Source organism: Novosphingobium clariflavum (genome assembly GCF_026420865.1).
Classification (GTDB): Bacteria; Pseudomonadota; Alphaproteobacteria; order Sphingomonadales; family Sphingomonadaceae; genus Novosphingobium; species Novosphingobium clariflavum.
Genome location: NZ_JAPCWC010000012.1, coordinates 20,648 through 44,385, shown reverse-complemented (window position 1 = coordinate 44,385; position 23,738 = coordinate 20,648). Strand labels below are relative to the sequence as shown.

Sequence of the window (23,738 nt, the reverse complement as noted above, 5' to 3'; positions counted from 1 at the left end):
AGAGAGTTCCGCTCAGACGGCAGTGGATCGGGGCGGTTTGCGCGGATCAGGCGTGATCGAACAGGGGGAACAGGCGCGCGGGCAGACCGCCGCCGGTGACCAGCCAGGCATTGGCCTCCAGCAGCGGACGCAGCCGGTGCGACTGCTGGCCCGGCAGGATTTCCACCCGGGCATCGGCGCCATAACCGCTCATCCGGGCCTTGAGCACGCGCGTCGGCCCGTTCTCGCTCCAGCCGTCGCCGACCTTTGAAGCCGGCAGCAGCGTGAGCGGAGCTTCCGCCTCGCGCCCCTGCAGGGCGCGCACCGCGTGGAGCAGGAAAAACCGCGCCGCGACCAGCGCCGCCACCGGATTGCCGGGCAGGCCGAAGACCAGCGGCCCCGCCGCATGGGAGGCGAACAGCACCGGCTTGCCCGGGCGCATGTGGACGCCGTGGAAATGCACCGCCGCGCCGCCCCCCTCCACAGCAGCCCGCACCAGGTCGCGCGCACCGACCGAGGCGCCGCCGGTGGTGACGATGATGTCCGCCCCGCCATCGCGGCAGGCGGCAAGACAGGCCGTGAGCGCCGCCTCGTCGTCGGCGACATGATGGCGCCCCGTCAGGAGGCAGCCCGCCTCGGCCAGCAGGGCGGCGATCATCGGGCCATTGGCGTCGATCACCGCGCCGCCGGCTGCCGGCCCGACCGGGACCAGTTCCGCCCCGGTCGTGACCAGCGCGACGCGCGGCATCCGGCGCACCCGGACCTCGGCGATCCCGAAGCTGCACAGCGCGCCGACGATCGCCGGATTTACCCGGAGCCCGGCGGGCGCGATGCATTCGCCACAGCGGGCATCCTCGCCCCGGCTGCGGATATTGAGGTTGTCCGCAAGCGGCTCGGCCAGCAGGAGCGAGGCGCCCGCGATCCTGGCCCGTTCCTGCACCAGCACCGCCGCCGCGCCGGGCGGGATTTCGGCGCCGGTATAGATCGGCCGCGCTTCGCCGGACGAGAGCGGCTCGGCCCGGTCGCCGGCGAATTGCGGCGCGCCCAGGCGCAAGTGGCGCTCGCCCGAGCCGCCCGCGTCCTCCCGGGCCACGGCGAAGCCATCCATGGCCGCCATGGCGAACGGTGGATGGTCACGCTGGGCAAACACCCGCTCGGCGAGGATACGCCCGCTCGCCGCGTGGCTTGCCACCGTTTCGCATCCAAGCGGCAGGACACGGGCGGAAATCGCTGCGAACGCCTCGGAAAAGCCGAGCCGGGCGGGCGAACAATCCTGGATCACGCGGCAGGCGTCGCCGCCGGGATCGACGCATCCGTGGCGGCCCCGGTGGCGGCACGGGCCGCGTCAGGGGCGCGCGAGGCCACCGCCTCGCCGATCAGCAGCAGGGTGGGATCGTCGTCGCTGATGGTGGCGACCAGGAACGCCAGCGCGGAGAGCTTGCCCCGGATCAGCCGCTCGTTAGGCATCGACACGTTGACCGCGACCATCACCGGCGTATCGGGATGCCGCCCCGCCGCGATCAGCCCGCGCGCGATCTCGCCCGCCGCCGCCCGGCCCATGTAGACGCCGAGGGTGCCGCCGGGGCTCGCCAGCGCCGCCCAGTCGAGCTGCAGCGGCTCGCCGGCCTTGAGATGGGCCGTCACCAGCGTGATCCCGCGGGCGACACCGCGCAAGGTGAGCGAGGCCTGCGCGCTGGCCGCCGCCGCGCTCGCAGTGGTGACGCCGGGGCAGATCCGCACCGCCACGCCGCCTGCGGCAAGGTGGTCCATCTCCTCGGCCGAACGTCCGAACACCGAGGGGTCGCCCCCCTTCAGCCGCACCACGCGCTTGCCTGCCCGCGCCGCTTCCAGCAGCAGGTCGTTGATCGAGCCCTGCGCCTTGCTGTGGCGGCCCGAGCGCTTGCCGACGCTGACCCGCTCGGTCCCCGCCGGGATCAGCGCCAGCACGCCGGCGCCGACCAGTGCATCGAAAAAGACCACATCGGCCGCGCCGATCAGGCGTTCGGCCTTGCGGGTGAGCAAGTCGGGATCGCCCGGCCCCGCGCCCACCAGCCAGACTTCGCCCGGTTGGATCAGGTCATTCGGCTGCATCGAGAACCTCCTCGTTGGTCTGGACCAGGATCTTGGCAAGCGCGGGGCGGCAGGAGCCGCAATTGGTTCCCGCACCCAGCGCCTTGCCGATGGCAGGCACGTCGACCAGCGCCTGCTCGCGGATGGCGGCAACGATCTGGTTGAGCCCGATGTCGAAGCAGACGCAGATCGTCGCCCCCTTGTCCGGCTGGCTACCGGGTCCGCGCGCGGCGAGCACGGCAGCCCCCACGCCCTCGGCCGCCAGTTGGCCGATCAGCCAGTCCCGCGAGGGCAGCAGGCCGGTGCGGGTCAGGAACAGCACACCCGCAAGACGGCCCTCGACGATGACGGCGACGCGGCGGCTGCCGCGGGTCTGGTCGATCGCCTCGATGCGTTCACCCTTGGGCAGGCAGGCCTCGATCCGGGCAGGATCGCCGTTGCCCGCGATCTCGTAGAGCGCACCGCCGGGCACCGCGACTTTCGTCGCCCATAGGCAGGGCACCTTCACGGGCTGCTCGCCGCGCAGGATGAGGAAACCCTTCCACTGGGTCTCGACCCTGGCGAGCCGCGCGGGCGTCGACTTGAAACCCGGCTGGCCCGAGTGCGGATCGACCAGCGGGCGCGGCAAGAGGCCGGTACGCCCGCCGGTCGAGGTCTGGTCGGTCCAGTGGATCGGGGTGAAGATCTCGCCCGGACGCTGGCCGTCCGACAGCGCCACGCGGAACAGGCTTTCCCCCTGCGGCGTGGAAACCCGCGCGAGATCGCCGCTCCCGAGCCCCATGACTTCGGCGTCACCGGGGTTGACCTCGACCAGCGGTTCCTCGCGGTGGCGGGCCAGCTTGGGGGCAAGGCCGGTGCGCGTCATCGTGTGCCATTGGTCGCGGTAGCGCCCGGTGTTGAGCGTGAGCGGCCAGTCGCGCAGCGGATCCTGCAGCGCCATCTGAACGACCGGGACCATGCGCGCCTTGCCCGAGGGGGTGGAGAACTGCCCGTCGGCGAAAGGCCCGCGGTCATCGGGGCAGTTGCCCCAGCGGAACGGCTCCATGTCCTCGTAGGCCTGGTTGCCTATCGCGGCCTTTCCGGCGAGGTTCAGGACGCGGCCACCGTTGGCGGGGCCGTCGTTCTGATAGGCGGTGAGGCGCGCGTGTTCGCGCCAGATGTCGGCCGGGTGGTCATAGGCAAACTCGCCCTTCCAGCCCATGCGGCGCCCCACTTCCTTGATGATCCACCAGTCCGGCATGGCCTCGCCCGGAAGCACCATGAAGCGGCGCTGGCGGCTCACCACACGCTCGGAATTGGTGACGGTGCCGTCCTTCTCGCCCCAGGCGGCGGCGGGCAGGCGGACATGGGCATGGGCGCCGGTGTCGGTCTCGGCAATCACGTCGGAGACCACTACGAAGGGGCACTTGGCCAGCGCCTCGCGCACGCGCCCTGCATCGGGGAGCGAGACGGCGGGGTTCGTCGCCATGATCCAGACCGCCTTGATGCGGCCCTCGCCCATGGCGCGGAACAGGTCGACCGCCTTGAGGCCGGGCTTGGTGGCCATCTGCGGCGCGGCCCAGAAACGGCCGACGCGCGCCACGTTCTCGGGCGCGAAATCCATGTGCGAGGCCAGCGTCGAGGCGAGCCCGCCGACCTCGCGCCCGCCCATGGCGTTGGGCTGGCCGGTGATCGAGAAGGGCGCCGCGCCGGGCTTGCCGATCCGGCCGGTGGCAAGGTGAACATTGAGGATCGCGTTGACCTGATCGGTGCCGCGGATCGACTGGTTGATGCCCTGGCTGAACACCGTGACGGTGCGCGGATTGTCGCGAAACAGTTCGAAAAAGCGCAGCAGCGCCTGCGGATCGAGGTCGCAGGTCTTCGCGGTGGTCCACAGGTCGGCTGTCGCCTCGAGCTCTTCCCAGAAGCCCTCGGGCACTTCGACATGGCGGGCAAGGTATTCGCGGTCGAGCGCGTTCTCGGCCGCGAGCCATGCGAGCAGGCCCTTCATCAGCGCCACGTCGCTGCCCGGGCGCAAGGCGAGGTGAAGGTCCGCGCCCTCGCAAGTCTCGGTGCGGCGCGGGTCGATGACGACCAGCTTCGCGCCGCGCGCGGCGCGGGCGGCCTGGATGCGCTGGTAGACAATCGGGTGGCACCAGGCGGTGTTGGAGCCCACCAGCACCACGAGGTCGGCCAGTTCGAGGTCCTCGTAACTCGCCGGCACCACGTCCTCACCGAAGGCGCGCATGTGACCGGCGACCGCGCTCGACATGCAGAGGCGCGAATTGGTGTCGATGTTGGCCGAGCCGATGAAGCCCTTCATCAGCTTGTTGGCGACGTAGTAGTCCTCGGTGAGGAGCTGGCCCGAGACGTAGAAGGCGACGCTGTCGGGCCCGTGGCGCGCTATGGTGTCGGCAAAGCGCCTGGCGACGAGGTCGAGCGCCTTGTCCCACGAGGCGCGCCTGTCGCCGATCATCGGGGTGAGGAGACGGCCGGTGAGGGCGACGGTCTCCCCCAGGTGCGTGCCCTTCGAGCAGAGGCGGCCCTGGTTTGCGGGGTGCGCCTCATCGCCCCTGATCGCGACCGTGCGTTCGCCGGCCCCGTCCGGATTGGGCGTCGCCGCGATGCCGCAGCCGACGCCGCAGTAGGCGCAAGTCGTGCGGATCGCAGCGCGCATCAGGCGGCCTCCTCCACCCGTTCGGGAAGGGCAAGCAGCACGCGGTCACCCTCGAGCTTCACCGCGATGGTGGGGGTGCAGCCCTTGTCCTCTCCCTGTGCTTCGCCGGTGCGCAGCGCGATGTTCCAGTTGTGCAGCGGGCAGGCGACCGAGTGGCCATGGACGATGCCCTGGCTGAGCGGCCCCTTCTTGTGCGGGCATTCGTTGACGAGCGCGAATACCTCTCCGTCGCCGGTGCGGAACACCGCGATTTCCTTCTGCCCCTCGATCTGGACGGTGCGGGCACCGCGAAGCGGGATGTCGGTGAGGATGCCGATTTCGATCCACTGGGTCATGTCAGTCACTCCGCCGCGATTGCGATAGGTTCGAGGTGCTGGTGCAGGTCGGCGCGCTCGCCGCTCGCGCGCTCGGCCCAGGGGTCTTCCTGGGAGAAGCTCTGCGAGAAGTGGAAGCGTGCGGCATAGGTCGCGATGGCATCGGCCGGGGCGCCATGGCTTTCGAGCAGCTTGCCCTTGACGTAATCGAGGCCGACGCGCTCGATCCACGGCGCGGTGCGTTCGAGATAGCGCGCTTCCTCGCGGTAGAGCTGGATGAAGGCGGCGCAGACCTCCATCGCCTCCTGCTCGGTCGCGACCTTGCAGAGGAGGTCGGTGGCGCGGACATGGATGCCGCCGTTGCCGCCGACATGGAGTTCGTAGCCCGAATCCACGCAGACCACGCCGAAATCCTTGATCGTGGCTTCGGCGCAGTTGCGCGGGCAGCCCGAAACGGCGATCTTGAACTTGTGCGGCATCCACGAGCCCCAGGTCATCCGCTCGATCTGGACGCCGAGGCCGGTCGAATCCTGCGTGCCGAAGCGGCACCATTCGGACCCCACGCAAGTCTTCACGGTGCGCAAGCTCTTGCCGTAGGCGTGGCCCGAGACCATGCCCGCCGCGTTGAGATCGGCCCAAACCGCAGGCAGGTCCTCCTTCCTGATCCCGAAGATGTCGAGCCGCTGGCCGCCGGTGACCTTGACCATCGGCGCGTTGAACTTCTCGACCACGTCGGCGATCGCGCGCAGTTCCTTCGGATTGGTAAGGCCGCCCCACATGCGCGGGACCACCGAATAGGTGCCGTCCTTCTGGATATTGGCGTGCATGCGCTCGTTGACGAAGCGGCTGGCCTGATCGTCGACGTATTCGCCGGGGAGCGCGCAGAGCAGGTAGTAGTTGAGCGCAGGGCGGCAGGAGGAGCAGCCGTCGGGCGTCGACCAGTGGAGCTGCTGCATGACTTCGGGGATCGACTTCATGCCCTGCGCGACGATCTCGCGGCGCACGTCGTCGTGGGTGAAGCTGGTGCACTTGCACAGGGTCTTGGGGCCGTTCTGCACCTCTTCTCCCAGCGTCAGTGCCAGCAGCGTCTCGACGAGGCCGGTGCACGAACCGCAGCTGGCCGAGGCCTTGCAGGTGGCGCGCACGGCATCGAGGTTGCAGGCGCCGCCCTCGATCGAGGCCACGACCTGTCCCTTGGAGACGCCGTTGCAGCCGCAGATTTCCGCATCTGCGGGGAGCGCCGCAACGGCGGCCTTAGGGTCCAGCCCGGCTCCTCCGGCGGCAAAGGCCTGGCCGAAGATCAGGAGGTCGCGGATTTCCGAAACGTCCTCGCCCTTCTTGAGGAGGTCAAAGTACCAGCCGCCATCGGCGGTGTCGCCGTAGAGCACGGCGCCGACGACCTTGTCCTCCTTGACGACCACACGCTTGTAGACCCCGCGCGCGGCGTCGCGCAGGACGATGTCCTCGCAGCCCTCGCCGCCCGAAAAGTCACCGGCGGAGAACACGTCGAGCCCGGCGACCTTGAGCTTGGTCGAGGTGACCGAGCCCTTGTAGCCGGTGTGGCGGTCGGTCAGGCCATCGGCGAGGCTGCGGCACATGTCCCAGAGCGGCGCGACAAGGCCGTAGACATTGCCGTCATGCTCGACGCATTCACCGACGGCGAGCACGGCAGGGTCGCTCGTCACCATGTGATCGTCGACCTTGATGCCGCGGCCCACCTCAAGTCCCGCCTCGCGGGCGAGCGCGACCGAGGGGCGGATGCCGACCGCCATGACCACCAGTCTGGCGGGGATCTCGCGCCCGTCCTTGAGGCGCACGCCCTCGACCTTGTCCTGCCCATAGATCTCGGCGGTATCGGCGCCGGTGAGGATCGTCTGGCCGCGCCCTTCCAGCGCGGTCTTGAGCAGGTAGCCCGCCGCCTCGTCGAGCTGGCGTTCCATGAGCGTGGGCATCAGGTGGATGACGGTGACCTTCATGCCGCGCAAGGTGAGGCCGTGCGCCGCTTCGAGGCCGAGCAGGCCGCCGCCGATCACCACCGCGCTGGCCGCCGCCTCGCTGGCGCCATCGGCCTTGCCTGCCTCGGCTGCGGCCAGCATGGTGTCCACATCCTTCATGTCGCGGAACGAGATGACGCCAGGCAAGTCCTTGCCGGGGACGGGGATGATGAAGGGATCGGAACCGGTGGCGATCAACAACCGGTCGTAGTGGACCTTGCGGCCCGACTTCGAAGTGACGGTCTTGGCCGCCCGGTCGATCGCGGTGACGGGATCAGCGGTGATGAGGTCGATGTCGTTCTCGTCGTACCATTCGCGGCTGTTGATGACGATCTCGTCGAAGGTCTTCTCGCCCGCCAGCACCGGCGAGAGCATGATGCGGTTGTAGTTCACGTGCGGTTCGGCGCCGAAGATGGTGACCCGGTAGCGCCCGGCGTCACGCGCCAGCAGTTCCTCCACCGCGCGGCAGCCCGCCATGCCGTTACCGACAACAACGAGGTGCTCACTCACATCGGTCGAAGGCACGATCAGCCTGTCCTCGTAATCCGCCGAAGCGTCGATCCCGTCCTGAAATTCCATCCCCGCATCTCCTGAAATTCGAGGGAGAAAAAGAAAAAGGCCGCCATCCGGACCCTCGGTTCTAAACCGAAAGTCTGGATGGCGGCCTTGCCATCGTATGGGCCTCCGCGACCCGCCGGTGGGTCGCTTCGGTGATGTAGGAAGGACAACGTCGTCCTTTGCAATGCACAATAAACGGAATCGCCCGAAGGCTCAAGCGATTCCGTCACACGCGGCGATCAGATCGCCCAGTCCAGCTGAATCCAGTACTTATCGGTGTCCACGGCCATCTGGCGGGCGTCATAATGGGCATAACGCAGCGCAATGGCCGTCTTTTTGACCTTCGCACTCGCGATAAGATCAAGCTCGTTGCCATAGTGCTGGTCCAGCCGATCGCTGTCGAACCGGTGTCAGGTGCCCTGCAGCGCGACCGCGGACAGCGGACCGAGCTGCTTCATCCCGTAGCCGCCGCCGAAATAGAGGTCCCGCACGCCATTGGCCGGCGTGGTCAGGAACTTGTCGGCCCAGCCCTGGAACTTGAAATTGGTGCCGAGCGGGACCTGGAAACTGGTCAGCGCCGCGCCGCTGCTGGCGCCGAGCACTTCATAGCCGCCATTGAGCTTCCAGCCCTTCACGTCGAGCAGGGCGTCGGCCAGCCAGTAGTCGGCGTGATAGTCGTTGGGATTGTGGTGCCAGTCGTACTGGCGCGCATAGCTCGCCTGCCACGAGAGCTTGGCCGCCTTGCCGAAGGCATGGCTGCCGGCCAGACGGGTACCGTAAGTCTGGCTCGAAAGGCGGTAGCCCTGCACCGCCGCCTCGTCCTGGTCGACCAGATAGGCAAAGCCCGAAAGAGTACCCACCGGCGTCACGTAGGAAACGTTGGCAAAGACATTGTCGCCGCTCACCGCCTGCTGGCGGGCGCCGTGGCCGTCGATGCCCCAGATGGTGCGGGCGCTCCAGGCATAGGAAACGTCGAGCTTCAGTCCCTTGAGCGGGGTCAGTTCGGCGCGCACGGCATCGAAGGTCTGCGCATTGTCGCGGAAACCGGCATTGCCGACGAACCGCTCATCGTCGAGCATGATCTTCTGGCGGCCTGCCGTCAGCGTCACGCCCTTCGTCTTGTACTGAAGCTGCGCGATGTAGAGCGCGATGTCCTGGGGATCGGCCACCAGCGGCCGGTCGGCCACTCCGTTCAGGCCGTCATAGTAGCGATCCACCGCGGCCAGCGTGCCCTGGCCGACGACGGTGGCGCTGAAAGCGCCGGTTGTGGCGGTAGCACCGGCGCGCAGGCGCAAGGTCAGGGCATCGGCGGCCTTGTCGATGTCGTCCTGATCGACATGTTCGTAGCGCGCCCGCGCTTCGACAATGGGTTTGAGGTCCACTTCTTCGGCATGAGCGGACCCGGCGGCGGCCAGCGCGGCCACCGTTCCAAGCAAGTATCGCATTCGAATGATCTCCTGGGGGGCAAAGGATGGCGGCGCCCCGGCCGTCAGGCCGGAACGCCGCGCTGCTCTCCCATTATATGCGGGCGACGGTCTTCCAGGTCGCGCGCCAGCGGCTCTTGACCAGCGCCACCGCAGCGAGCGCCACCACGGCAAGCCCTGCGAAGATCAGGAACCCGGGGGCGAAGCTGCCGGTCAGTTGCTTGGCCAGGCCCAGCGAGCTGGCGAGGTAGAACCCGCCGATGCCGCCTGCCATGCCGACCAGGCCGGTCATCACCCCGATCTCGGCCTGGAAACGCTGCGGCACGAGCTGGAAGACCGAGCCGTTGCCGGTGCCCAGCGCCAGCATGGCGAGCACGAACATGCCGAGCGCGGCCGGCAGGGAGTGGGCCTGCGCCACCCCGGCAAGCGCGATCGCGGCGACCGTGTAGACCATCATCAGCGCCTTCACGCCGCCGATCCTGTCAGCCAGGGCGCCGCCCATCGGGCGCACCAGCGAACCGGCGAAGACGCAGGCCGCGGTGCAGTAGCCGGCGGTGATCGTGGTCAAGCCGAACTGGTCGGTGAAGTAGATCGGCAGCGAGGCGGCAAGACCGACAAAACCACCGAATGTCACCGAATAGAAGCCCATCAGCCACCAGGCATCGGCCTGCTTGAGCGGTTCGAAATAATCGACCAACTTGCGCGGGGCGGGCTGGTTCGGCGAATCCTTGGCCATCAGCATGTAGACCACGAACACCACGCTCAGCGGAATGCAGGCAAGGCCCAGCACCGCGTTCCAGCCGAACATCTTGGCCAGCATCGGGGCAAAGAGCGAGGCGAGCACGGTGCCCGAATTGCCCATGCCGGCAAGGCCCATCGCCTTGCCCTGGTGCTCGGCCGGATACCAGCGGCTGGCGAGCGGCAGGGCGATCGCGAAGCTGGCGCCGGCAAAGCCGAGGATCACGCCGAGCGCGAGGGTACCGGCAAAGCTGCTGACGCCCGTGAACCAGGCGAAGAACAGTCCGGCGATGACGATGAGCTGGCTGATCGCGCCCGAACGCTTGGGACCGATGCGGTCCACCAGCAGGCCGTTGACGACGCGCAGCAGCGCGCCGGCGAGCGTCGGCACGGCCACCATCAGGCCCTTTTCAGCGGGCGTCAGGCCCAGCGTCTTGGAAATTTCGGGCGCCAGCGGCCCCAGCAGGACCCAGACCATGAAGGCGAGGTCGAAGTACAGAAAGGCGGCGATCAGCGTCGGCGTGTGACCGGCTTTCCAGAAGCTGGTCGCCGCTGCGCTCATCGGTGCATTTTCGGCCGGATCGGCCTTTCCATCACGTTCCCAGTATGCGGATGCCATCGAACGTCCCCCATAAAACGGACACGAAAAAAGCCGCAGGCCGGACGTCACCCTTGCGGTGAGCCCGGTCAGCGGCTTTGCTGCGAATATCGGTGAGGATGGCGTCCCGCCCTTGGAACGGCCTATCCGGTATGGTCGTGCTTCATCGCACGGTGTTCATATAATTCCGTGATTCGCCCGATGTTGCAAGGCACAAAATTCGCAATCTTTTCAGCGCAACTGCGAAAAGCCCGTCAGATAGTCCTCGATCCGCTCGGGATCGAAGACACGCCCGTCGAAGAAACGGTCCGGCCCCAGGGTGAGGTCGCCCTTGCGCGAGCCGACCGCCAGCGGGCTTTCCAGCGCGCCTTCCAGTTTCATGCTGGCGCCGGGCATCGGCACGTCGCTGCCGGCCAGCGCCCGGCGGAACACGTCGGGACGAAACACCGCAGCGGCCTGCGCGGCGGCTTGCGGCGAGGCCTCGACCATGCCCCAGCGCAGCAGCTGCGAGTAGATCCACAGCGCCTGGCTGCGCCAGGGGAACGGCGTCGCCTCGCGCGAGAACAGCACGAAATTGGGGCAATCGAGCGGCGCATCCCCGGCGCGCGGTACGATCCGCCCGCCCAGCGCGCCCAGGATCAGGTCCGCCGGCTGGTCCACATAGTCGGCGTGCGACAGGATGTCGGCCAGCACCTCGCGGTTGTCCGGCTCGTCGCACCAGGCCGCCGCCCGCGCCAGCGCGCGCAGCAGGCGGTCGACCGTATCGGGGTTTTCCTCAAGCCAGGGCTCGCGGAAGGCCAGCACCTTCTCGACCCCGCGCTGCCAGATCCGCTCGCCGATGGCGACGGCCTCGGCCCGCCCCGAGGCGATCGCCGCCCCGCCCCACGGTTCGCCGGCAATGAACCCGTCGATCTCCCCGGCATGGATCGCCTCGACCGTCAGCGAGGGCGGCAGCACCCGCAGCACCACGTCGCGGTCGGGGTCGATGCCCGCGCTCGCCAGCCAGTAGCGCAGCATGAGGGCGTGGCTGGAAAAACGATGGACGACGCCGATCACCGGCTTGCGCCGCCAGAGGCCGATGGCCGCGGCAAAATCGTGCGCGGTGCCCAGCGGATCGGCCAGGCGCCGGGCCGGATCGGGATCGAGCGCGGCGGCGAAATCGCGGGCCATAACCAGCATGTTGCCGTTGACGCCGAGCTTGAAGGGCGCGGCCAGCGCCGCCGGTTGCTGGCTGAGGCCCAGCGTCACCGCCACCGCCAGCGGCGCCAGCATGTGCGCGGCCTGAACCTGCCCGTAGACCAGCCGGTCGCGCAAGGTCGCCCAGCTCGTCGTACGCACGAGATCGAGCGCGATTCCTTCGTCTTCGGCGAAACCGCGTTCACGGGCGGCCGCCAGCACTGCCACATCGTTGAGCGGCAGGAAGGCGATACGCAGGCTTGTTGTCATAATCCGCCTCCCAGGAGGTCGCTGGCGGTAATCAGCGCCTGCGCCACGTCTACGATCTTCTTGCCCTGGTTCATCGCGCTGGTGCGCAAGAGGTTGTAGGCATCCTGCTCCGACAGCCCGCGCTGGTTCATCAGGATCGACTTGGCCCGGTCCACCACCTTGCGATCGGCGAGCGCGGTGCGCGCTTCCTCCAGCTCGCTCTGCATGCGCGAGAACGTGTTGAACCGGCGCACCGCCAGTTCCAGCACCGGCTTGACCCGCTCCTTGCGCAGCCCGTCGACGACATAGGCAGAAACCCCGGCATCGATGGCGGCGCCGATCATCGCTTCGTCGGACTGGTCGACGAACATCGCGATGGGCCGTGCCAGCGCGCGGCTGACGGTGAGCATTTCCTCAAGGGTGTCGCGGCTCGGACTGCCGAGGTCCATCAGCACGACATCGGGGGCCATGCGCTCCAGCCGCGCCACGAAAGCGCCGCGCGGCGGGACGATATGGATATCGTCGTAGCCCGCCTCGCGCAGGCCCTCTTCGAGCACCGTCGCGCGCAAGCCGCTGTCGTCGATGATGACGATTCTCATTTCACCCCGCTGGGCCGTCTGGCCGACCGGCCGCTCGACCGGCAGCCCCTGTCGCACATTGCCCAGCATGACCACCGCGTCAACGCCGCTTGTGCAGTGCAGCGTCCGGGACGGCCCCTCGACAGGTCAATCGGCCTCTTGCCAGACCCGGAAGCCCGCGCCCTGCCCTTGCGCCAGCAGCGCCCGCGGCTCGTCGGTACGCAAGGTCGGCAGCGCGGCCGCGACCGGGCGGCACAGGCTGAAGGTGCGGATTCGGTCGGTACGGGCCTGAACGGTCGGCCCGGCATCAAAGATGTCGCAGTACCCCTCATGCGCGAAGCCCTCAGCCTGAAGCATCCGCAGCGCGGGCACCGAGCTTTCGTGCGGCCTGCCGATGGCGCTACGCGCAGCTTCGGGCAACATGCTGGTATAGATCGGATAACGCGGCATCAGGTCGGCGATGAACTGGTTGCCGTGGACCGCATTGTGGAGGTCCGCCTCGAGGAAGCCGCTGCCAAAGAAGGGCCCGGCCACCGCGTCCCAGAACGGGCTGGTGCCGTTCTCCACCCAACCGCGCAAGTCCGCGATCACCACCTCGCCGAAGCGCTGGCGGTGCTGGGCGATGAACATGTAGCGGCTGCGCGCCAGCAGCGCGCCCAGCCCGCCCGAGCGCGCCTCGGGATGAAGGAACAGCCCGCCCACTTCCGATGCCCCGTCGAAGTCGTTGACGAGGTGAAGGATGCGGGTCGAGAACGTGCGCTCCAGATCGCGCGAGACGTGGGTGACACGGCTGACCTTGTAACTGTAGAATGGCCACTTCGCGCCCAGCCGCGAGAACAGGCTGGCCGTGCCCACGACCTGCCCTTGCGCGGATTCCAGCACCAGCAGGTAGAATTCATCCTGCGGCGCAGTGATCTGCGCGCGGAGCGCCGCCTCGCTGCGGGCGATCTTCTCGGCTAGCGTCGCGCGGTCGGGCGGCAGGTTGGTCATGCCGCCGCCGGTCAGGCCCGCGAGGTCCAGCAGGGAATCGAGATCGTCTTCGCGCACGGGACGGACAAAGGGCCGCCCTGCAGGCAATGCGCTCACAGTTCGCCCGCCGCAAAGCCGAGGACACCGAGCAGCGCGGCACGTGCGGTGCGGCACTGCTGCCAGAGGTCCGGCTCGCCAAGGTCGTCCGGCGCGATGCGCTCGGGCCATGTCCGCTCGACCACTTCCGCGATGCGGTCGCACTTGCCCTCGTCGAGCAGGAAACGGTGGTCGATCGCGGCATGGGCCTCCTCGCTCACCGCCACGCGCAGGCGCAAGCAGGCCGGGCCGCCGCCGTTGCGCATCGATTCGCGCACATCGACCACTTCCAGGTGCCGGATCGGATTGTCGCCGGCCCGCACGTCCTCCAGCCAGGCCCAAACCTCTGGCGTCTCGCGGGCTTCCTGCGGCAGCACCAGCGCCATGCCGCCATCTGGCAAGGTGACCAACTGCGAATTGAACAGGTAGGAGCGCACCGCCGCATCGAGGCTGACCCGCGCCGCAGGCGCCTCGACAATCACCGCTCCGGGCAGGCTTTCACGGATGCGGCGATAGAGCCCGTCGCGGTCGGCAAAGGCCTGTTCGTGAGTGAACAGGACATGCTCGTTGGCAACCGCGACGACATCGTTGTGGAAGGCCCCGGCAGCGATGGCGGCATCGCTTTGGCGGACAAGGGCAAAGTCGGCGAGGCCATGACGGCGCGCGAGTGCCGCGCTCGCCGCACGGTGCTGGCGGGCGGGGAAGGGAGAGGCGGCATGACGCTCGCCATAGACAAGGAGTTCGAGGCCGGGGTTGGCGTGACGGGCACTCAGCCGCATGAAATTGGCCGCACCCTCGTCGCCGAGGCCGGCGGGAAGGGCCGCGTGGACGGCAAAATGGCGCTCGTCGGCAAAGGCCAGCCGCAGCTGGCGCAAGGTCTCGGTGTGCTCGACGCTGCGGTGGAGCATCGTCGAGAGATTGGCGACCGTGAAATGACAGCGACCATCGGCGGTATCGGGCGCAGGGGAAACGGTCGCGGCATTGGCGGTCCACATCGCCGAGGCCGAGAAGGCATTGCGCAGAAGCGCCGGTTCCTGCGCCCAGGCGGCGCGGCACACGGCATCGTCATCGCCTGCAAAACCGAGCGTGCGCAGCCAGTCCGCATCCGGACGGCCATGCGGCAGCAGCAGGCCTTGGGGCAGGCCCAGCGCCAGCATCCGCCGCATCTTGGCGATGCCCTGCAAGGCCGCCATGCGCGGGGCGGAAACCCCGCCGGCATTGGTGGCCGAAGCGATGTTGCCCAGCGAAAGCCCCGCGTAATTGTGGCTCGGCCCGACCAGACCGTCGAAGTTGATCTCACGCATGCTCGTTCACACCGCTTTCCTGCCGGGCGGGCATCAGCCCGCGAATCTCGCCGCTCACATCGACGACCGCCCCTGCCTCGAAACTGGCGACCGGGTAGGCGCAGTAATCAGCGGCATAGTATGCGCTCGGCCGGTGATTGCCAGAAGCGCCGAGGCCGCCGAACGGCATCGCCCCGCTGGCGCCGGTGGTCGGGCGGTTCCAGTTCACCACGCCTGCCCGCACTCGCGCGGCAAAGCGGCGCCACAGCGCCGGATCCTCGGAGACCAGCCCCGCAGAAAGGCCGTAGGCAGTGTCGTTGGCCGCCGCGATCGCGGCGTCGAAATCGGCCACCCTGCGGATCTGCAGCACCGGCGCAAAGATCTCGCGGTCCGGCACCGCTATCCCGGTCACGTCGAGCATGACCGGCGCCATGAAGGCGGGCGAGAGCCCGTGAAGATCGCGCAGCGGCAGCACCTCCCGCGCGCCGAGGGCCAGAAGCGCGCGCACATCCTCGCGCGCCCGCTCGGCCGCAGCGACCGAGACGAGCGGACCGAATGTCGGCTCCGGCACCGCGTCCCACGCACCGATCCGCATCCGCGCCGCGATAGCGGCCACCGCCTTGACGATACGCTCGCCCGCAGCCCCATCCGGCACGATCAGCCTGCGTGCGCAGGAGCAGCGCTGGCCGGCGGTGACGAAGGCCGACTGTGCGACGATGGACGCCGCCGCACCGGCATCGCCGTCCCAGGCGACGATCGGATTGTTGCCGCCGAGTTCGAGCGCCAAGATCACATGTGGCCGATCGGCGGTGGCCTGGCGCAGCAGGGTGCCGGTCGCAGCGGAGCCGGTGAACAGCAGCCCGTCGATGTCGCCCGCGATCAGCGCCGCGCCCGTCCCGCGCCCACCCTGGACCAGGCTGAGGACGCCTTCAGGCAGTCCCGATGCCTGCAGCAGCGCGGCCATCATCGCGCCGGTTCCCGGGGTCTCTTCCGAGGGCTTGAACACCGCGGTATTGCCCGCCAGCAGCGCCGGAACGATATGCCCGTTGGGCAGGTGGCCGGGAAAATTGTACGGCCCCAGCACCGCCATGACACCATGCGGACGGTGCCGCAGCACCGCCTGCCCGAAGCCTTGCGGCTCCTCGCGGTAGCCCGCGCGCTCGGCCTGGGCGCGGATCGAGATCTCCACCTTGCCGATCATCGAGGCGACTTCCTGACGCGCCTCCCACACGGGCTTCCCGGTCTCGCGCGCGATCATCCGCGCCAGATCGCCGGCCGCTTCCTCGAGCTTGCCGGCATAACCGCGCATACAGGCGATGCGCTGTTCGAGGTCCGTCTGCGACCAGTCCTCAAACGCACGTCGCGCGGCGCCGATCGCCCGGCTTACCGCATCGGCATCATCGCTGCGGCCTTCCCAGACAAGCGCGCCGGTGGCGGGGCAAGTGGAGGTAAGCATCAGCCGGCCACCAGTGCCGCGTCGGCGCCTGCGCCCTCGACCGAGCGGCAGGTCGCCTCGAACCGGCGGATCACTTCATCCACTTCCTCGGCCGTGATGACCAGTGCCGGCAGCAGGCGCACGCAATTGTCGCCGCCACCCGCCAGCAGCAAGCGGTGTTCGCGCGCCGCGACGATGAACTCCTTGTTCGGTGTCGCCAACCGCACGCCGACCAGCAGCCCCTTGCCGCGAATGGCCTCGATCACGCCGGGATGACGCTGGCGCAGCCCCTCAAGCCCTTCGCGCAGGCGCGCCGACATCGCCTCCACGTGCGCCATCAGCTGCGGCTGTGCGATCTCGTCGAACGCGGCCTGGGCCACCGCCATGGCCAGCGGATTGCCGCCGAAGGTGCTGCCATGCGAACCGAACACCATGCCGCGCGCCGCTTCTGCCGAGGCAAGGCAGGCGCCGACCGGGAAGCCGCCGCCCAGCGCCTTGGCCAGCGCCATGATGTCGGGCTCGGCGCCCTCGACCCACTGATGGGCAAACAGGCGCCCGGTGCGGCCCATGCCGCATTGCACTTCGTCATGGATCAGCAGCACGCCGTGACGGCGGGTGAGTTCGCGCAGGCGCAGCAGCTCTTCCGGCAAAAGCGCGCGCGCACCGCCCTCGCCCTGCACCGGCTCGACGATGACCGCCGCCGTTCCGGGACGTGCGACGGCTTCGGCAAAGGCCGCATGATCGTCGAGCGAAAGCTGAAGGTAGCCCGGCAGACGCGGCCCGAACCCGTCGAGCAGCGCCGTGCTGCCGCTCGCGTTGATGCCGGCGTAAGTGCGCCCGTGGAAGCTGCCGGCGAACCCGATCACGTCGATCCGCTGCGGCTCGCCGCGCACCGCATGATAGCGGCGGGCGATCTTGATCGCGGCCTCGATCGATTCGGCGCCGCTATTGGTGAAGAACGCATAATCGGCGAACGAGGCCGCCGTCAGCTTGTCCGCCAGCGCCACTTGCCCCGGAATCGCCAGGGCATTCGACACGTGCCAGAGCTTGCCCGCCTGCTCGGTGAGCGCCGCAACCAGACGCGGGTGGCAGTGCCCCAGCGCATTGGTGGCAATGCCCGCGACGCAATCGAGCCAGTCAGCCTCCTGCTCGTCGAACAACCAGACGCCGCGGCCGCGCTCCAGCTTCATCGGTGCGGGATTGTAGACGGGCAGGACGGAATTGGTCACGGGCATCTCCTCATGCATATTTCACATGATTTCCGATCCGGAACGCATTAAATAGACCGATAATACGCATGTCCTCATGAGTTTTTAGAATGAACTACGATGACCGGCGGCGCTTGCCGCCAATGGCGATGCTCCACTGCTTCGAGGCGTCCGCCCGGCTCGGCTCGTTCTCCCGCGCAGGTGCGGCCCTCAACCTCACGCAAAGCGCCGTCAGCCGTCATGTCGCCAATCTCGAGCAATGGCTGGGCACCGCGCTGTTCGACCGCCATGGGCGCCGTGTCGCCCTCAACGACAAGGGGCAGGACTATCTCGACGACCTTGCCCCCGCCCTTGCCGCGATCCGCCGCGCCACCGGGCGCTTCCTCGAACCCGCGCCCGAGCATGTCATCGAACTCGCCGTCCTGCCCGGTTTCGGTATGCGCTGGCTGGCCCCGCGCCTGCCCCGGCTGACGCAGAAGCACCCGGATCTGGTGATCAACATCGCCTCGCGCGTCGACCTGTTCGACTTCGCCCGCGAACCGTTCCACGCCGCCATCCACGTGGGCGATCCGGACTGGCCGGACGCCGAGCACGACCTGCTGTTCCGCGAGCATGTCGTGCCGGTCATCTCCCCCGCGCTGGCCGATCAACACGAAGTCCGCCGCCCGAAGGACCTGCTGCGCGTTCCGCTGCTCGTCCAGTCCCAGCGCAAGGACGCCTGGTCGCGCTGGCTCCGGCCTTTCGGTCTCGACGCCCCCGACGCCGGCACGATGCCCAGCATCAGCCACTTCCTGATGCTGGCACAGGCCGTCAAGGCGGGCGGCGGCGCCGCGCTGATCCCCAGTTTCCTGATCGAGCCCGAACTGGCCTCGGGCGAACTGGTGATCCCGTTCGAAACCCCGTCCCCCGAGATGCCGCCCGGCGATGCACGCAGCTACTGGCTGGCATTCCCGCAAGGCAGCCCCAAGACGAAGGCCTTCGCCGCCTTCCGCGACTGGATGCGGGAGGAGTGCACCCGCCAGCCATGACCCTGACCTCTCCGCATTTCACGCCGCGCGCGCCATCCACGTTGCACTTGAACCGGCGGCCCCAACCAGATCAGCCGGGAGAACGGCAAGCGCCGCGTCGTGGTGCAGACCAACGGGCGCGGGCGCGACGTGTCGAGCGTCGTCACCGAGGCTCGCCGCGCCATCGCCCGCGAGGTGGAGTTGCCCGCGGGCATCTGGCTGACCTGGGGCGGCCAGTTCGAGAACCTCGCCTCCGCACGCGACCGGCTGATGGTGGTGGTGCCCGCCTGCTTCGCGCTCATCATGCTGCTCTACGGTGCCCTGCGCAGCCTGCGCGATGCCGCCATCGTCTTCACCGGAGTGCCGCTGGCCCTCGTCGGCGGAGCGCTGGCATTGTTCCTGCGCGGCATGCCATTCTCGATCTCCGCGGCAGTGGGCTTCACCGCGCTATCGGGCATCGGCGGACTGATCTCGGCCACGCTGCTGACGCTGTTCGTGCTGCCGACGCTCTACGCCCGCTTCGGCAAGCGCGCCGGATAGGCGGGCGCGCAGAAAGGGCCGTGGCCGGTTGGACAAATCGTCCGCTGGTCACGGTCCCCACGGCCCGCTAACCGCCCGGGCATGGCCGCGAACAGACCCCTGCCCACGATCGCCCTTCCCGTGATCACTTTTGCCGCGCTGTGCCTGACCGCCACGCTCGCCGGGTGCAAGGACGACCGCCGCGAGGAACGCCTGCGCGCGGCGGGTCCCCGCCCCACCCTCGCAAGGCTGCTGGCCGTCGCCGACGCCGATCTCGGCGCACGCAAGCTCGGGCAATGCGCCGCCTGCCACCGCACGACACCCGGCGCCCCCGACCTGGGCGGCCCCAACCTCTACGGCGTCTACGGCCAGCCAATGGGCCAGACCAGCCAGCGCTTTGGCTACACCGCCGCCTTGCGCAGTGCCGGTGGCCGATGGGACGCGCCCACCCTCGAGCGCTGGATGAAGAACCCGCAAGCGGTCGTTCCCGGCACCGCCATGCAGTTTTCCGGAGTGCCCGACGCGCTCGACCGGGCCGACATCATCGCCTATCTGCAAAGCCAGTCGCCTGCCGCCAAGCGATAGAGGGCTTTGCCGTGGCTGGTGATGGACTTCCGCCGTCGCCACAGCCCCCCACCCCCGCTGAATAACACAAGGCAAGGTTCAGCCTCCAGAAAGCGTTCCGCGCACAACGGCAACCTGCGGGTGCGCGCAAACGCAGAAGGAGAAACAGACATGTTCCGCAAAATCGTTGCTGCTGCCGCCATTGCCAGCCTGATGGGCGTAACGCCGGCCATGGCTGCCAGCACGTGTCGCAATGCGCAGGGCAAGTTCATCAAGTGCCAGACCGCTCCGGTGAAAAAGAAGGCCGCCCCAGCCAATGTCGCCAAGGGCAAGGACGGCAAGTGCCGCTTCTCGTCCGGTCCCAAGAAGGGCCAGTTCACCAAGTGCTCGTGAGTTGATACCCCCCCAGCAGCCAGACCCGGGCCTCGCGCTCGGGTCTGGCCCCGGCTATCCGTCACGCCTGACGCATCAGCGCTCCCAATATGGCGGATCGCCAAAGCTGCAGCGCAGGCTGTCCGCCAACGCCCGGATCTTGACCGAGGCGCCGTGATCGCGCGGATAGGCCAGGAACAATTCGGCGCCCTCGGCCTCGAGCCCGACATCGATCTCCACCAGCGTCCCTTGCGCCAGCGCCTCGTGCACGAAAAACGAGGGCAGCAGGGCGATTCCGAGCCCGGCTGCGGCCACGTCCCGCATGACGATCCCGTTGTTCACCCGTAGTGCGGCGACCGGCCGCACGACCGACCATCCGCCCGGTGCGGCAAAGCGCCAGTCGCCCGACCGGTTCGCATAGAGAATGCCACGATGGCGCTCGAGATCGGCCAGCGATGCCGGAACCCCAGCGCTTTCCAGATAGGCCGGCGCGGCCACCAGCAGGCGGCGGCTTCTTGCCAGCCGCCGCGCGATCAGCCTGCCGTCACCCACCGCGCCGTGCCGCAAGACGGCGTCGAAACCGCCCGACGTCGCATCGACAAAGCCGTCGTCGAGTTCCAGCGAGACCTCGATCTGCGGATGACCCTCAAGGAACCGCGCCAGCGCCGCGCCCAGATGGAGGATGCCGAAGCCGACCGGAGCGGAAAGCCGCAGCGGCCCCGCCAGCGTGCCGCTGCGCGCGGCGAGTTCCGCCGCCGCCTCTTCCGCCTCGCGCAGGATGCGCTGCGCGCGCGGCAGGAAGGTCTGCCCGCCATGGGTGAGCGACAGTTGCCGCGTGGAACGCTGAAGCAGCGTGGCCCCCAGCGTGCGCTCCAGTTCGGCCAGCCGCTCGCTCACCACCGACTTGGCAAGGCCAAGGCGCCGCGAAGCCGCACTGATCGAGCCAGCTTCCACCGTGGTGACAAAGGCAACCACGCCATCGAGCTTCATCATCGTTCGGAAATCCCGTCGACAAGGTTCCAATTCTTCCGGCTAGTTCGAACGATGCCCGTATAGCATCTTCCCGTCCAGAGGCTCCCGACCGAACGGGTGCCAACAGCAACCCACGCAACACCCTATTGAGAACGGAGATCTGACATGGACGAATTCACCGCAAAGAACGTACTGGTCCTGGGCGGCAGCCGGGGCATCGGCGCCGCCATCGTGCGCCGCTTCGCACAGGGCGGCGCCAACGTCGCCTTCACCTACGCCGGGTCGCTCGGTGCCGCCGAGGCTCTTGCCGCCGAAACCGGCGCCGAGGCGATCCAGGCCGACAGCGCCGCGCGCGATGCGCTGGTCGCCACGGTCGCGGCCCGCGGCGCGCTCGATGTCCTGGTCATCAACGCCGGTACGCTGGTGCTGGGCGATCCGCTGACGCTCGACGCCGACGCGGTCGACCATATGATCGACGTCAACGTGCGCGCACCCTATCATGCCGCCGTCGAGGCCGGTCGCACGATGAACGACAACGGCCGCATCATCGTCATCGGCTCGGTCAACGGCGACCGCATGCCATTTACCGGCGGCGCCGCCTACGCGCTCACCAAGTCGGCCGTGCAGGGCATGGTGCGCGGCCTCGCCCGCGATTTCGGCGACCGGGGCATTACCGTCAACAGCATCCAGCCGGGACCGACCGACAGCGACATGAACCCGGCCGAGGGCCCGATGGCGGCGACGATGCACAGCTTCATCGCGATCAAGCGCCATGCCCGCCCCCAGGAAATCGCAGAGCTCGCCGCCTATCTCGCCGGCCCCCATGCCGGGATGATCACCGGATCGATGCAGACCATCGACGGTGGCTTCGGCGCCTGAACACGGCGTCTGGTCATGCGGCGCTCTCTCGGATAGGGGGAGCGCCGCAGTCACAGACAATTCCGGCAGAGCCATGGCCCGCAAGCATTCCAAGCACGATTCCTTCGAAGACCTGCATGACGAAGAGGAAGCGGCGCCGCCGCCCGTCCCCTGCTGGCTCTGCGGGCGCCCTACCGGCACCACCATCGTGTGGCATCATCCGGTGCCCAAGAGCCGGGGCGGGCGTGATGTGGTACCGATGCACTCGATCTGCCAGCAGACGCTGATCGCCAATTTCACCAATTCCGAACTCCAGCGCCACGGCACCAACGTCGAAGGGCTGCTGGACAATCCGGCCGTGCGCAAGTTCGTCGATTGGGTGGCCAACAAGGATCCCGACTTCACCGCGCCGATCACCAAGAAGAAGCGCTGAAGCCTCGCCGCTGAGACCATTGCACCGTATGGAAGCCGAGAGATGGCCGATACAAGCAACGCTGCATGCTCAACCTGACGACCCTCAAGCTGTTCATCCGCGTAGCGGAACTGGGCAGCCTGTCGCGCGCGGCGGACGATGCCAACCTCGCCATCGGCGCGATCAGCCGCCGTCTCTCGCAGCTGGAACACGAACTCGGCGTCCAGTTGCTGGTCCGCAACGGGCGCGGCGTGGCGCTGACCCCGGCCGGTGATGCGCTGCTGGTCCATGCCCACCGGATCATGCGCGAAGTCGGCCTCGCGGTCTCCGACCTGTCGGACTACGCCAAGGGGCTGAAAGGCAGCGTCGACATCCTCGCCTGCACGGCGGCGATCACCCAGTTCCTGCCCGCCGACCTTGCCGCCTTCGGCCAGGACAATGGCAAGATCCGCCTCAACATCCAGGAAGTCTATTCCTCCGAGATCGTCGGCCGCCTGCGCGCGGGCGAGGCGCAAGTCGGCGTCATCATGGAAGAGCCCGGCACGCTTGGGCTCGACACCTGGAAATACCGCTGCGACCGCCTCGCCGTCGTCGCCCCGCCGCATGTGCTGTTCGGCACCCATTCGGTGCGTTTCCAGGACCTGGCCGAGCACGAATTCGTGCAGATGGGTTATGACACCGCCAATACCCGCCTGCTCGCCCGCTCCGCCGACGAACAGGGCTGGCCCTTCCGCCTGCGCGCCGCGGTCGACAGCTACGACGCCGTGTGCCGGATGATCCAGGCCGGCTTCGGCATCGGCGTCCTGCCAAGCGAGGCGGCCAAGAACTTCATCGTGCCGATGGGCCTCAAGCTGGTCGAACTCGACGAACCCTGGGCGCAGCGGCAGATGCTCCTCGCCGCCGACGCCGCCAGCCTGAGCGGCCCGGCACGCCTGCTCGTGGAATTCCTGGCCGCCCGCGCCCCACTGCGCTGAACGTCCGCAGACTTCAGGTATCGGCCGACGGCAGGCCCTGTCGAGCGCCTTGCGCGCCAGGGCCCGCCAGATTTCAGGGCAACCGTGCAATGCGGAATTTGTCCAGACGCGCCCAAGGACGCGCTCACATTTTGCCCCATCCAAACATCATGCGATACCGCAAGCCGGACTATCCCCGGCACCATGCAGCCAGTATAGACGCTGGATATAGAGCGAGGTAGCACCGCAATGCAGCCGACGATCCCGGCCCCGGACGACAAGATACAGACTGCACGGTCGTACCCCCATCCTTTTCAGGGGGCAGGCCATACGGAGGCGCGGCAGGTTCCGGTCCTGCTGCACCGGGCGCGCGATGCGATGGCCACACGCATGCGCTTGATCTTCGATCCTTACAATCTGACCGATCCGCAATGGCGGGTCCTGCGCCTGCTGAGCATTGAAGACGAAATCGATGCGGCAGACCTTGCCACCCGTGCCTTCCTGCTCGGCCCAAGCCTTTCGCGGATTGTCCGCGATTTGTCCGAGCGCGGCCTGATCCTGCGTCGTGCCAGCAAGGAGGACGCGCGTCGCTACCTCCACTCGATCACGCCGGATGGCATGAAACTGGTACGCGAAATCGTACCTCAGTTCGATCCGCTTTACGAACGGATCGAGCGCGAACTGGGCATCAAGGATCTCCAGCGCCTGAACACCACGATGGAGCGCCTGGCGGAAATCCTGTCCGAAACGCCCTGA

20 protein-coding genes and 2 pseudogenes are annotated in these 23,738 nt (G+C 68.2%); 8 read left to right on the top strand and 14 right to left on the bottom strand.

All coding sequences use genetic code 11. From position 1 onward, the window contains the following. Nucleotides 1-46: 46 nt before the first annotated feature. The 13 genes and pseudogenes from OKA11_RS15360 to OKA11_RS15300 all read right to left on the bottom strand — a co-directional run bounded on the left by OKA11_RS15360 (nt 47) and on the right by OKA11_RS15300 (nt 17,352). A complete protein-coding gene (locus OKA11_RS15360) occupies nt 47-1,261 on the bottom strand; it encodes a molybdopterin molybdotransferase MoeA (protein WP_267221857.1) in 1,215 nt (404 codons plus the stop codon). Then, entirely contained in the window at nt 1,258-2,070 is an 813-nt protein-coding gene (gene cobA, locus OKA11_RS15355) for a uroporphyrinogen-III C-methyltransferase (protein WP_267221856.1), read from the bottom strand. The genes OKA11_RS15360 and cobA overlap by 4 nt, the downstream gene beginning before the upstream one ends. Next, nucleotides 2,057-4,705: a nitrate reductase gene (locus tag OKA11_RS15350; protein ID WP_267221854.1), complete on the bottom strand. Its 2,649-nt coding sequence runs from the start codon at nt 4,703-4,705 to the stop codon at nt 2,057-2,059. The genes cobA and OKA11_RS15350 overlap by 14 nt, the downstream gene beginning before the upstream one ends. After that, complete coding sequence (nirD, locus tag OKA11_RS15345) at nt 4,705-5,040, bottom strand: nitrite reductase small subunit NirD (RefSeq protein ID WP_267221851.1); 336 nt, start codon at nt 5,038-5,040, stop codon at nt 4,705-4,707. The genes OKA11_RS15350 and nirD overlap by 1 nt, the downstream gene beginning before the upstream one ends. 5 nt (nt 5,041-5,045) lie before the next feature. Continuing rightward, nucleotides 5,046-7,592, bottom strand: a complete 2,547-nt coding sequence (nirB, locus tag OKA11_RS15340) for a nitrite reductase large subunit NirB (protein ID WP_267221848.1) — start codon at nt 7,590-7,592, stop codon at nt 5,046-5,048. A gap of 218 nt (nt 7,593-7,810) precedes the next feature. Then, a pseudogene (locus tag OKA11_RS15335) lies at nt 7,811-9,016 on the bottom strand (hypothetical protein). A 73-nt stretch (nt 9,017-9,089) separates the two neighbouring features. Next, nucleotides 9,090-10,352 (bottom strand): nitrate/nitrite transporter, encoded by a 1,263-nt coding sequence (locus OKA11_RS15330; RefSeq protein WP_267221846.1) that lies wholly within the window; start codon nt 10,350-10,352, stop codon nt 9,090-9,092. Between the two features lie 210 nt (nt 10,353-10,562). Beyond that, nucleotides 10,563-11,777, bottom strand: a complete 1,215-nt coding sequence (locus OKA11_RS15325; RefSeq protein ID WP_267221845.1) for a CmpA/NrtA family ABC transporter substrate-binding protein — start codon at nt 11,775-11,777, stop codon at nt 10,563-10,565. After that, on the bottom strand, nt 11,774-12,355 hold the full coding sequence (locus tag OKA11_RS15320) for an ANTAR domain-containing response regulator (protein WP_142639370.1): 582 nt from the start codon (nt 12,353-12,355) through the stop codon (nt 11,774-11,776). The genes OKA11_RS15325 and OKA11_RS15320 overlap by 4 nt, the downstream gene beginning before the upstream one ends. Nucleotides 12,356-12,481: 126 nt before the next feature. Then, entirely contained in the window at nt 12,482-13,420 is a 939-nt protein-coding gene (locus OKA11_RS15315; protein WP_267221843.1) for an arginine N-succinyltransferase, read from the bottom strand. Then, nucleotides 13,417-14,703 (bottom strand): N-succinylarginine dihydrolase, encoded by a 1,287-nt coding sequence (locus OKA11_RS15310; protein ID WP_267221841.1) that lies wholly within the window; start codon nt 14,701-14,703, stop codon nt 13,417-13,419. Before OKA11_RS15310 ends, OKA11_RS15315 begins: the two co-directional genes overlap by 4 nt. Further along, complete coding sequence (astD, locus tag OKA11_RS15305; RefSeq protein ID WP_267221839.1) at nt 14,696-16,138, bottom strand: succinylglutamate-semialdehyde dehydrogenase; 1,443 nt, start codon at nt 16,136-16,138, stop codon at nt 14,696-14,698. The genes OKA11_RS15310 and astD overlap by 8 nt, the downstream gene beginning before the upstream one ends. Beyond that, on the bottom strand, nt 16,138-17,352 hold the full coding sequence (locus OKA11_RS15300) for an aspartate aminotransferase family protein (RefSeq protein WP_379489386.1): 1,215 nt from the start codon (nt 17,350-17,352) through the stop codon (nt 16,138-16,140). The genes astD and OKA11_RS15300 overlap by 1 nt, the downstream gene beginning before the upstream one ends. Before the next feature lie 83 nt (nt 17,353-17,435). Between OKA11_RS15300 and OKA11_RS15295 the strand changes: the two genes are divergently transcribed. The 4 genes and pseudogenes from OKA11_RS15295 to OKA11_RS15280 all read left to right on the top strand — a co-directional run bounded on the left by OKA11_RS15295 (nt 17,436) and on the right by OKA11_RS15280 (nt 19,808). Continuing rightward, the gene (locus tag OKA11_RS15295) at nt 17,436-18,353 is read left to right on the top strand and encodes a LysR substrate-binding domain-containing protein (RefSeq protein ID WP_267221835.1); all 918 of its coding nucleotides are present in this window, start codon (nt 17,436-17,438) and stop codon (nt 18,351-18,353) included. 57 nt (nt 18,354-18,410) lie between these two features. After that, a pseudogene (locus OKA11_RS15290) lies at nt 18,411-18,872 on the top strand (efflux RND transporter permease subunit); the annotation flags it as partial. Nucleotides 18,873-18,953: 81 nt separating this feature from the next. Beyond that, the gene (locus OKA11_RS15285) at nt 18,954-19,436 is read left to right on the top strand and encodes a c-type cytochrome (RefSeq protein WP_267221833.1); all 483 of its coding nucleotides are present in this window, start codon (nt 18,954-18,956) and stop codon (nt 19,434-19,436) included. A 150-nt stretch (nt 19,437-19,586) separates the two neighbouring features. Beyond that, a complete protein-coding gene (locus OKA11_RS15280) occupies nt 19,587-19,808 on the top strand; it encodes a hypothetical protein (protein WP_267221831.1) in 222 nt (73 codons plus the stop codon). A gap of 75 nt (nt 19,809-19,883) precedes the next feature. On the opposite strand, the gene OKA11_RS15275 is transcribed toward OKA11_RS15280, so the two are convergent. Then, the gene (locus tag OKA11_RS15275) at nt 19,884-20,780 is read right to left on the bottom strand and encodes a LysR family transcriptional regulator (RefSeq protein WP_267221829.1); all 897 of its coding nucleotides are present in this window, start codon (nt 20,778-20,780) and stop codon (nt 19,884-19,886) included. A gap of 144 nt (nt 20,781-20,924) precedes the next feature. On the opposite strand from OKA11_RS15275, the gene bdcA reads away from it, so the two are divergent. The 4 genes from bdcA to OKA11_RS15255 all read left to right on the top strand — a co-directional run bounded on the left by bdcA (nt 20,925) and on the right by OKA11_RS15255 (nt 23,738). Next, nucleotides 20,925-21,638, top strand: coding sequence for an SDR family oxidoreductase (gene bdcA / locus OKA11_RS15270; RefSeq protein ID WP_267221826.1), 714 nt, complete (start codon nt 20,925-20,927; stop codon nt 21,636-21,638). Between the two features lie 73 nt (nt 21,639-21,711). Further along, nucleotides 21,712-22,050 (top strand): hypothetical protein, encoded by a 339-nt coding sequence (locus OKA11_RS15265; protein ID WP_267221824.1) that lies wholly within the window; start codon nt 21,712-21,714, stop codon nt 22,048-22,050. A 65-nt stretch (nt 22,051-22,115) separates the two neighbouring features. Next, on the top strand, nt 22,116-23,003 hold the full coding sequence (locus tag OKA11_RS15260) for a LysR family transcriptional regulator (RefSeq protein WP_267221821.1): 888 nt from the start codon (nt 22,116-22,118) through the stop codon (nt 23,001-23,003). A gap of 228 nt (nt 23,004-23,231) precedes the next feature. Beyond that, the gene (locus OKA11_RS15255; RefSeq protein ID WP_267221818.1) at nt 23,232-23,738 is read left to right on the top strand and encodes a MarR family transcriptional regulator; all 507 of its coding nucleotides are present in this window, start codon (nt 23,232-23,234) and stop codon (nt 23,736-23,738) included.

Excerpts from the sequence above, each read along its gene's own strand:
- nirB (WP_267221848.1), bottom strand. The coding sequence starts at position 7,592 with ATGGAATTTCAGGACGGGATCGACGCTTCGGCGGATTACGAGGACAGG.
- OKA11_RS15330 (WP_267221846.1), bottom strand. The coding sequence starts at position 10,352 with ATGGCATCCGCATACTGGGAACGTGATGGAAAGGCCGATCCGGCCGAA.
- nirD (WP_267221851.1), bottom strand. The coding sequence starts at position 5,040 with ATGACCCAGTGGATCGAAATCGGCATCCTCACCGACATCCCGCTTCGC.
- OKA11_RS15310 (WP_267221841.1), bottom strand. The coding sequence starts at position 14,703 with ATGCGTGAGATCAACTTCGACGGTCTGGTCGGGCCGAGCCACAATTAC.
- bdcA (WP_267221826.1), top strand. The coding sequence starts at position 20,925 with ATGGACGAATTCACCGCAAAGAACGTACTGGTCCTGGGCGGCAGCCGG.
- OKA11_RS15295 (WP_267221835.1), top strand. The coding sequence starts at position 17,436 with ATGAACTACGATGACCGGCGGCGCTTGCCGCCAATGGCGATGCTCCAC.
- cobA (WP_267221856.1), bottom strand. The coding sequence starts at position 2,070 with ATGCAGCCGAATGACCTGATCCAACCGGGCGAAGTCTGGCTGGTGGGC.
- OKA11_RS15275 (WP_267221829.1), bottom strand. The coding sequence starts at position 20,780 with ATGATGAAGCTCGATGGCGTGGTTGCCTTTGTCACCACGGTGGAAGCT.
- OKA11_RS15285 (WP_267221833.1), top strand. The coding sequence starts at position 18,954 with ATGGCCGCGAACAGACCCCTGCCCACGATCGCCCTTCCCGTGATCACT.
- OKA11_RS15350 (WP_267221854.1), bottom strand. The coding sequence starts at position 4,705 with ATGCGCGCTGCGATCCGCACGACTTGCGCCTACTGCGGCGTCGGCTGC.
- OKA11_RS15255 (WP_267221818.1), top strand. The coding sequence starts at position 23,232 with ATGCAGCCGACGATCCCGGCCCCGGACGACAAGATACAGACTGCACGG.
- OKA11_RS15265 (WP_267221824.1), top strand. The coding sequence starts at position 21,712 with ATGGCCCGCAAGCATTCCAAGCACGATTCCTTCGAAGACCTGCATGAC.
- OKA11_RS15300 (WP_379489386.1), bottom strand. The coding sequence starts at position 17,352 with ATGCCCGTGACCAATTCCGTCCTGCCCGTCTACAATCCCGCACCGATG.
- OKA11_RS15260 (WP_267221821.1), top strand. The coding sequence starts at position 22,116 with ATGCTCAACCTGACGACCCTCAAGCTGTTCATCCGCGTAGCGGAACTG.
- OKA11_RS15325 (WP_267221845.1), bottom strand. The coding sequence starts at position 11,777 with ATGACAACAAGCCTGCGTATCGCCTTCCTGCCGCTCAACGATGTGGCA.
- OKA11_RS15320 (WP_142639370.1), bottom strand. The coding sequence starts at position 12,355 with ATGAGAATCGTCATCATCGACGACAGCGGCTTGCGCGCGACGGTGCTC.
- astD (WP_267221839.1), bottom strand. The coding sequence starts at position 16,138 with ATGCTTACCTCCACTTGCCCCGCCACCGGCGCGCTTGTCTGGGAAGGC.
- OKA11_RS15280 (WP_267221831.1), top strand. The coding sequence starts at position 19,587 with ATGTTCCGCAAAATCGTTGCTGCTGCCGCCATTGCCAGCCTGATGGGC.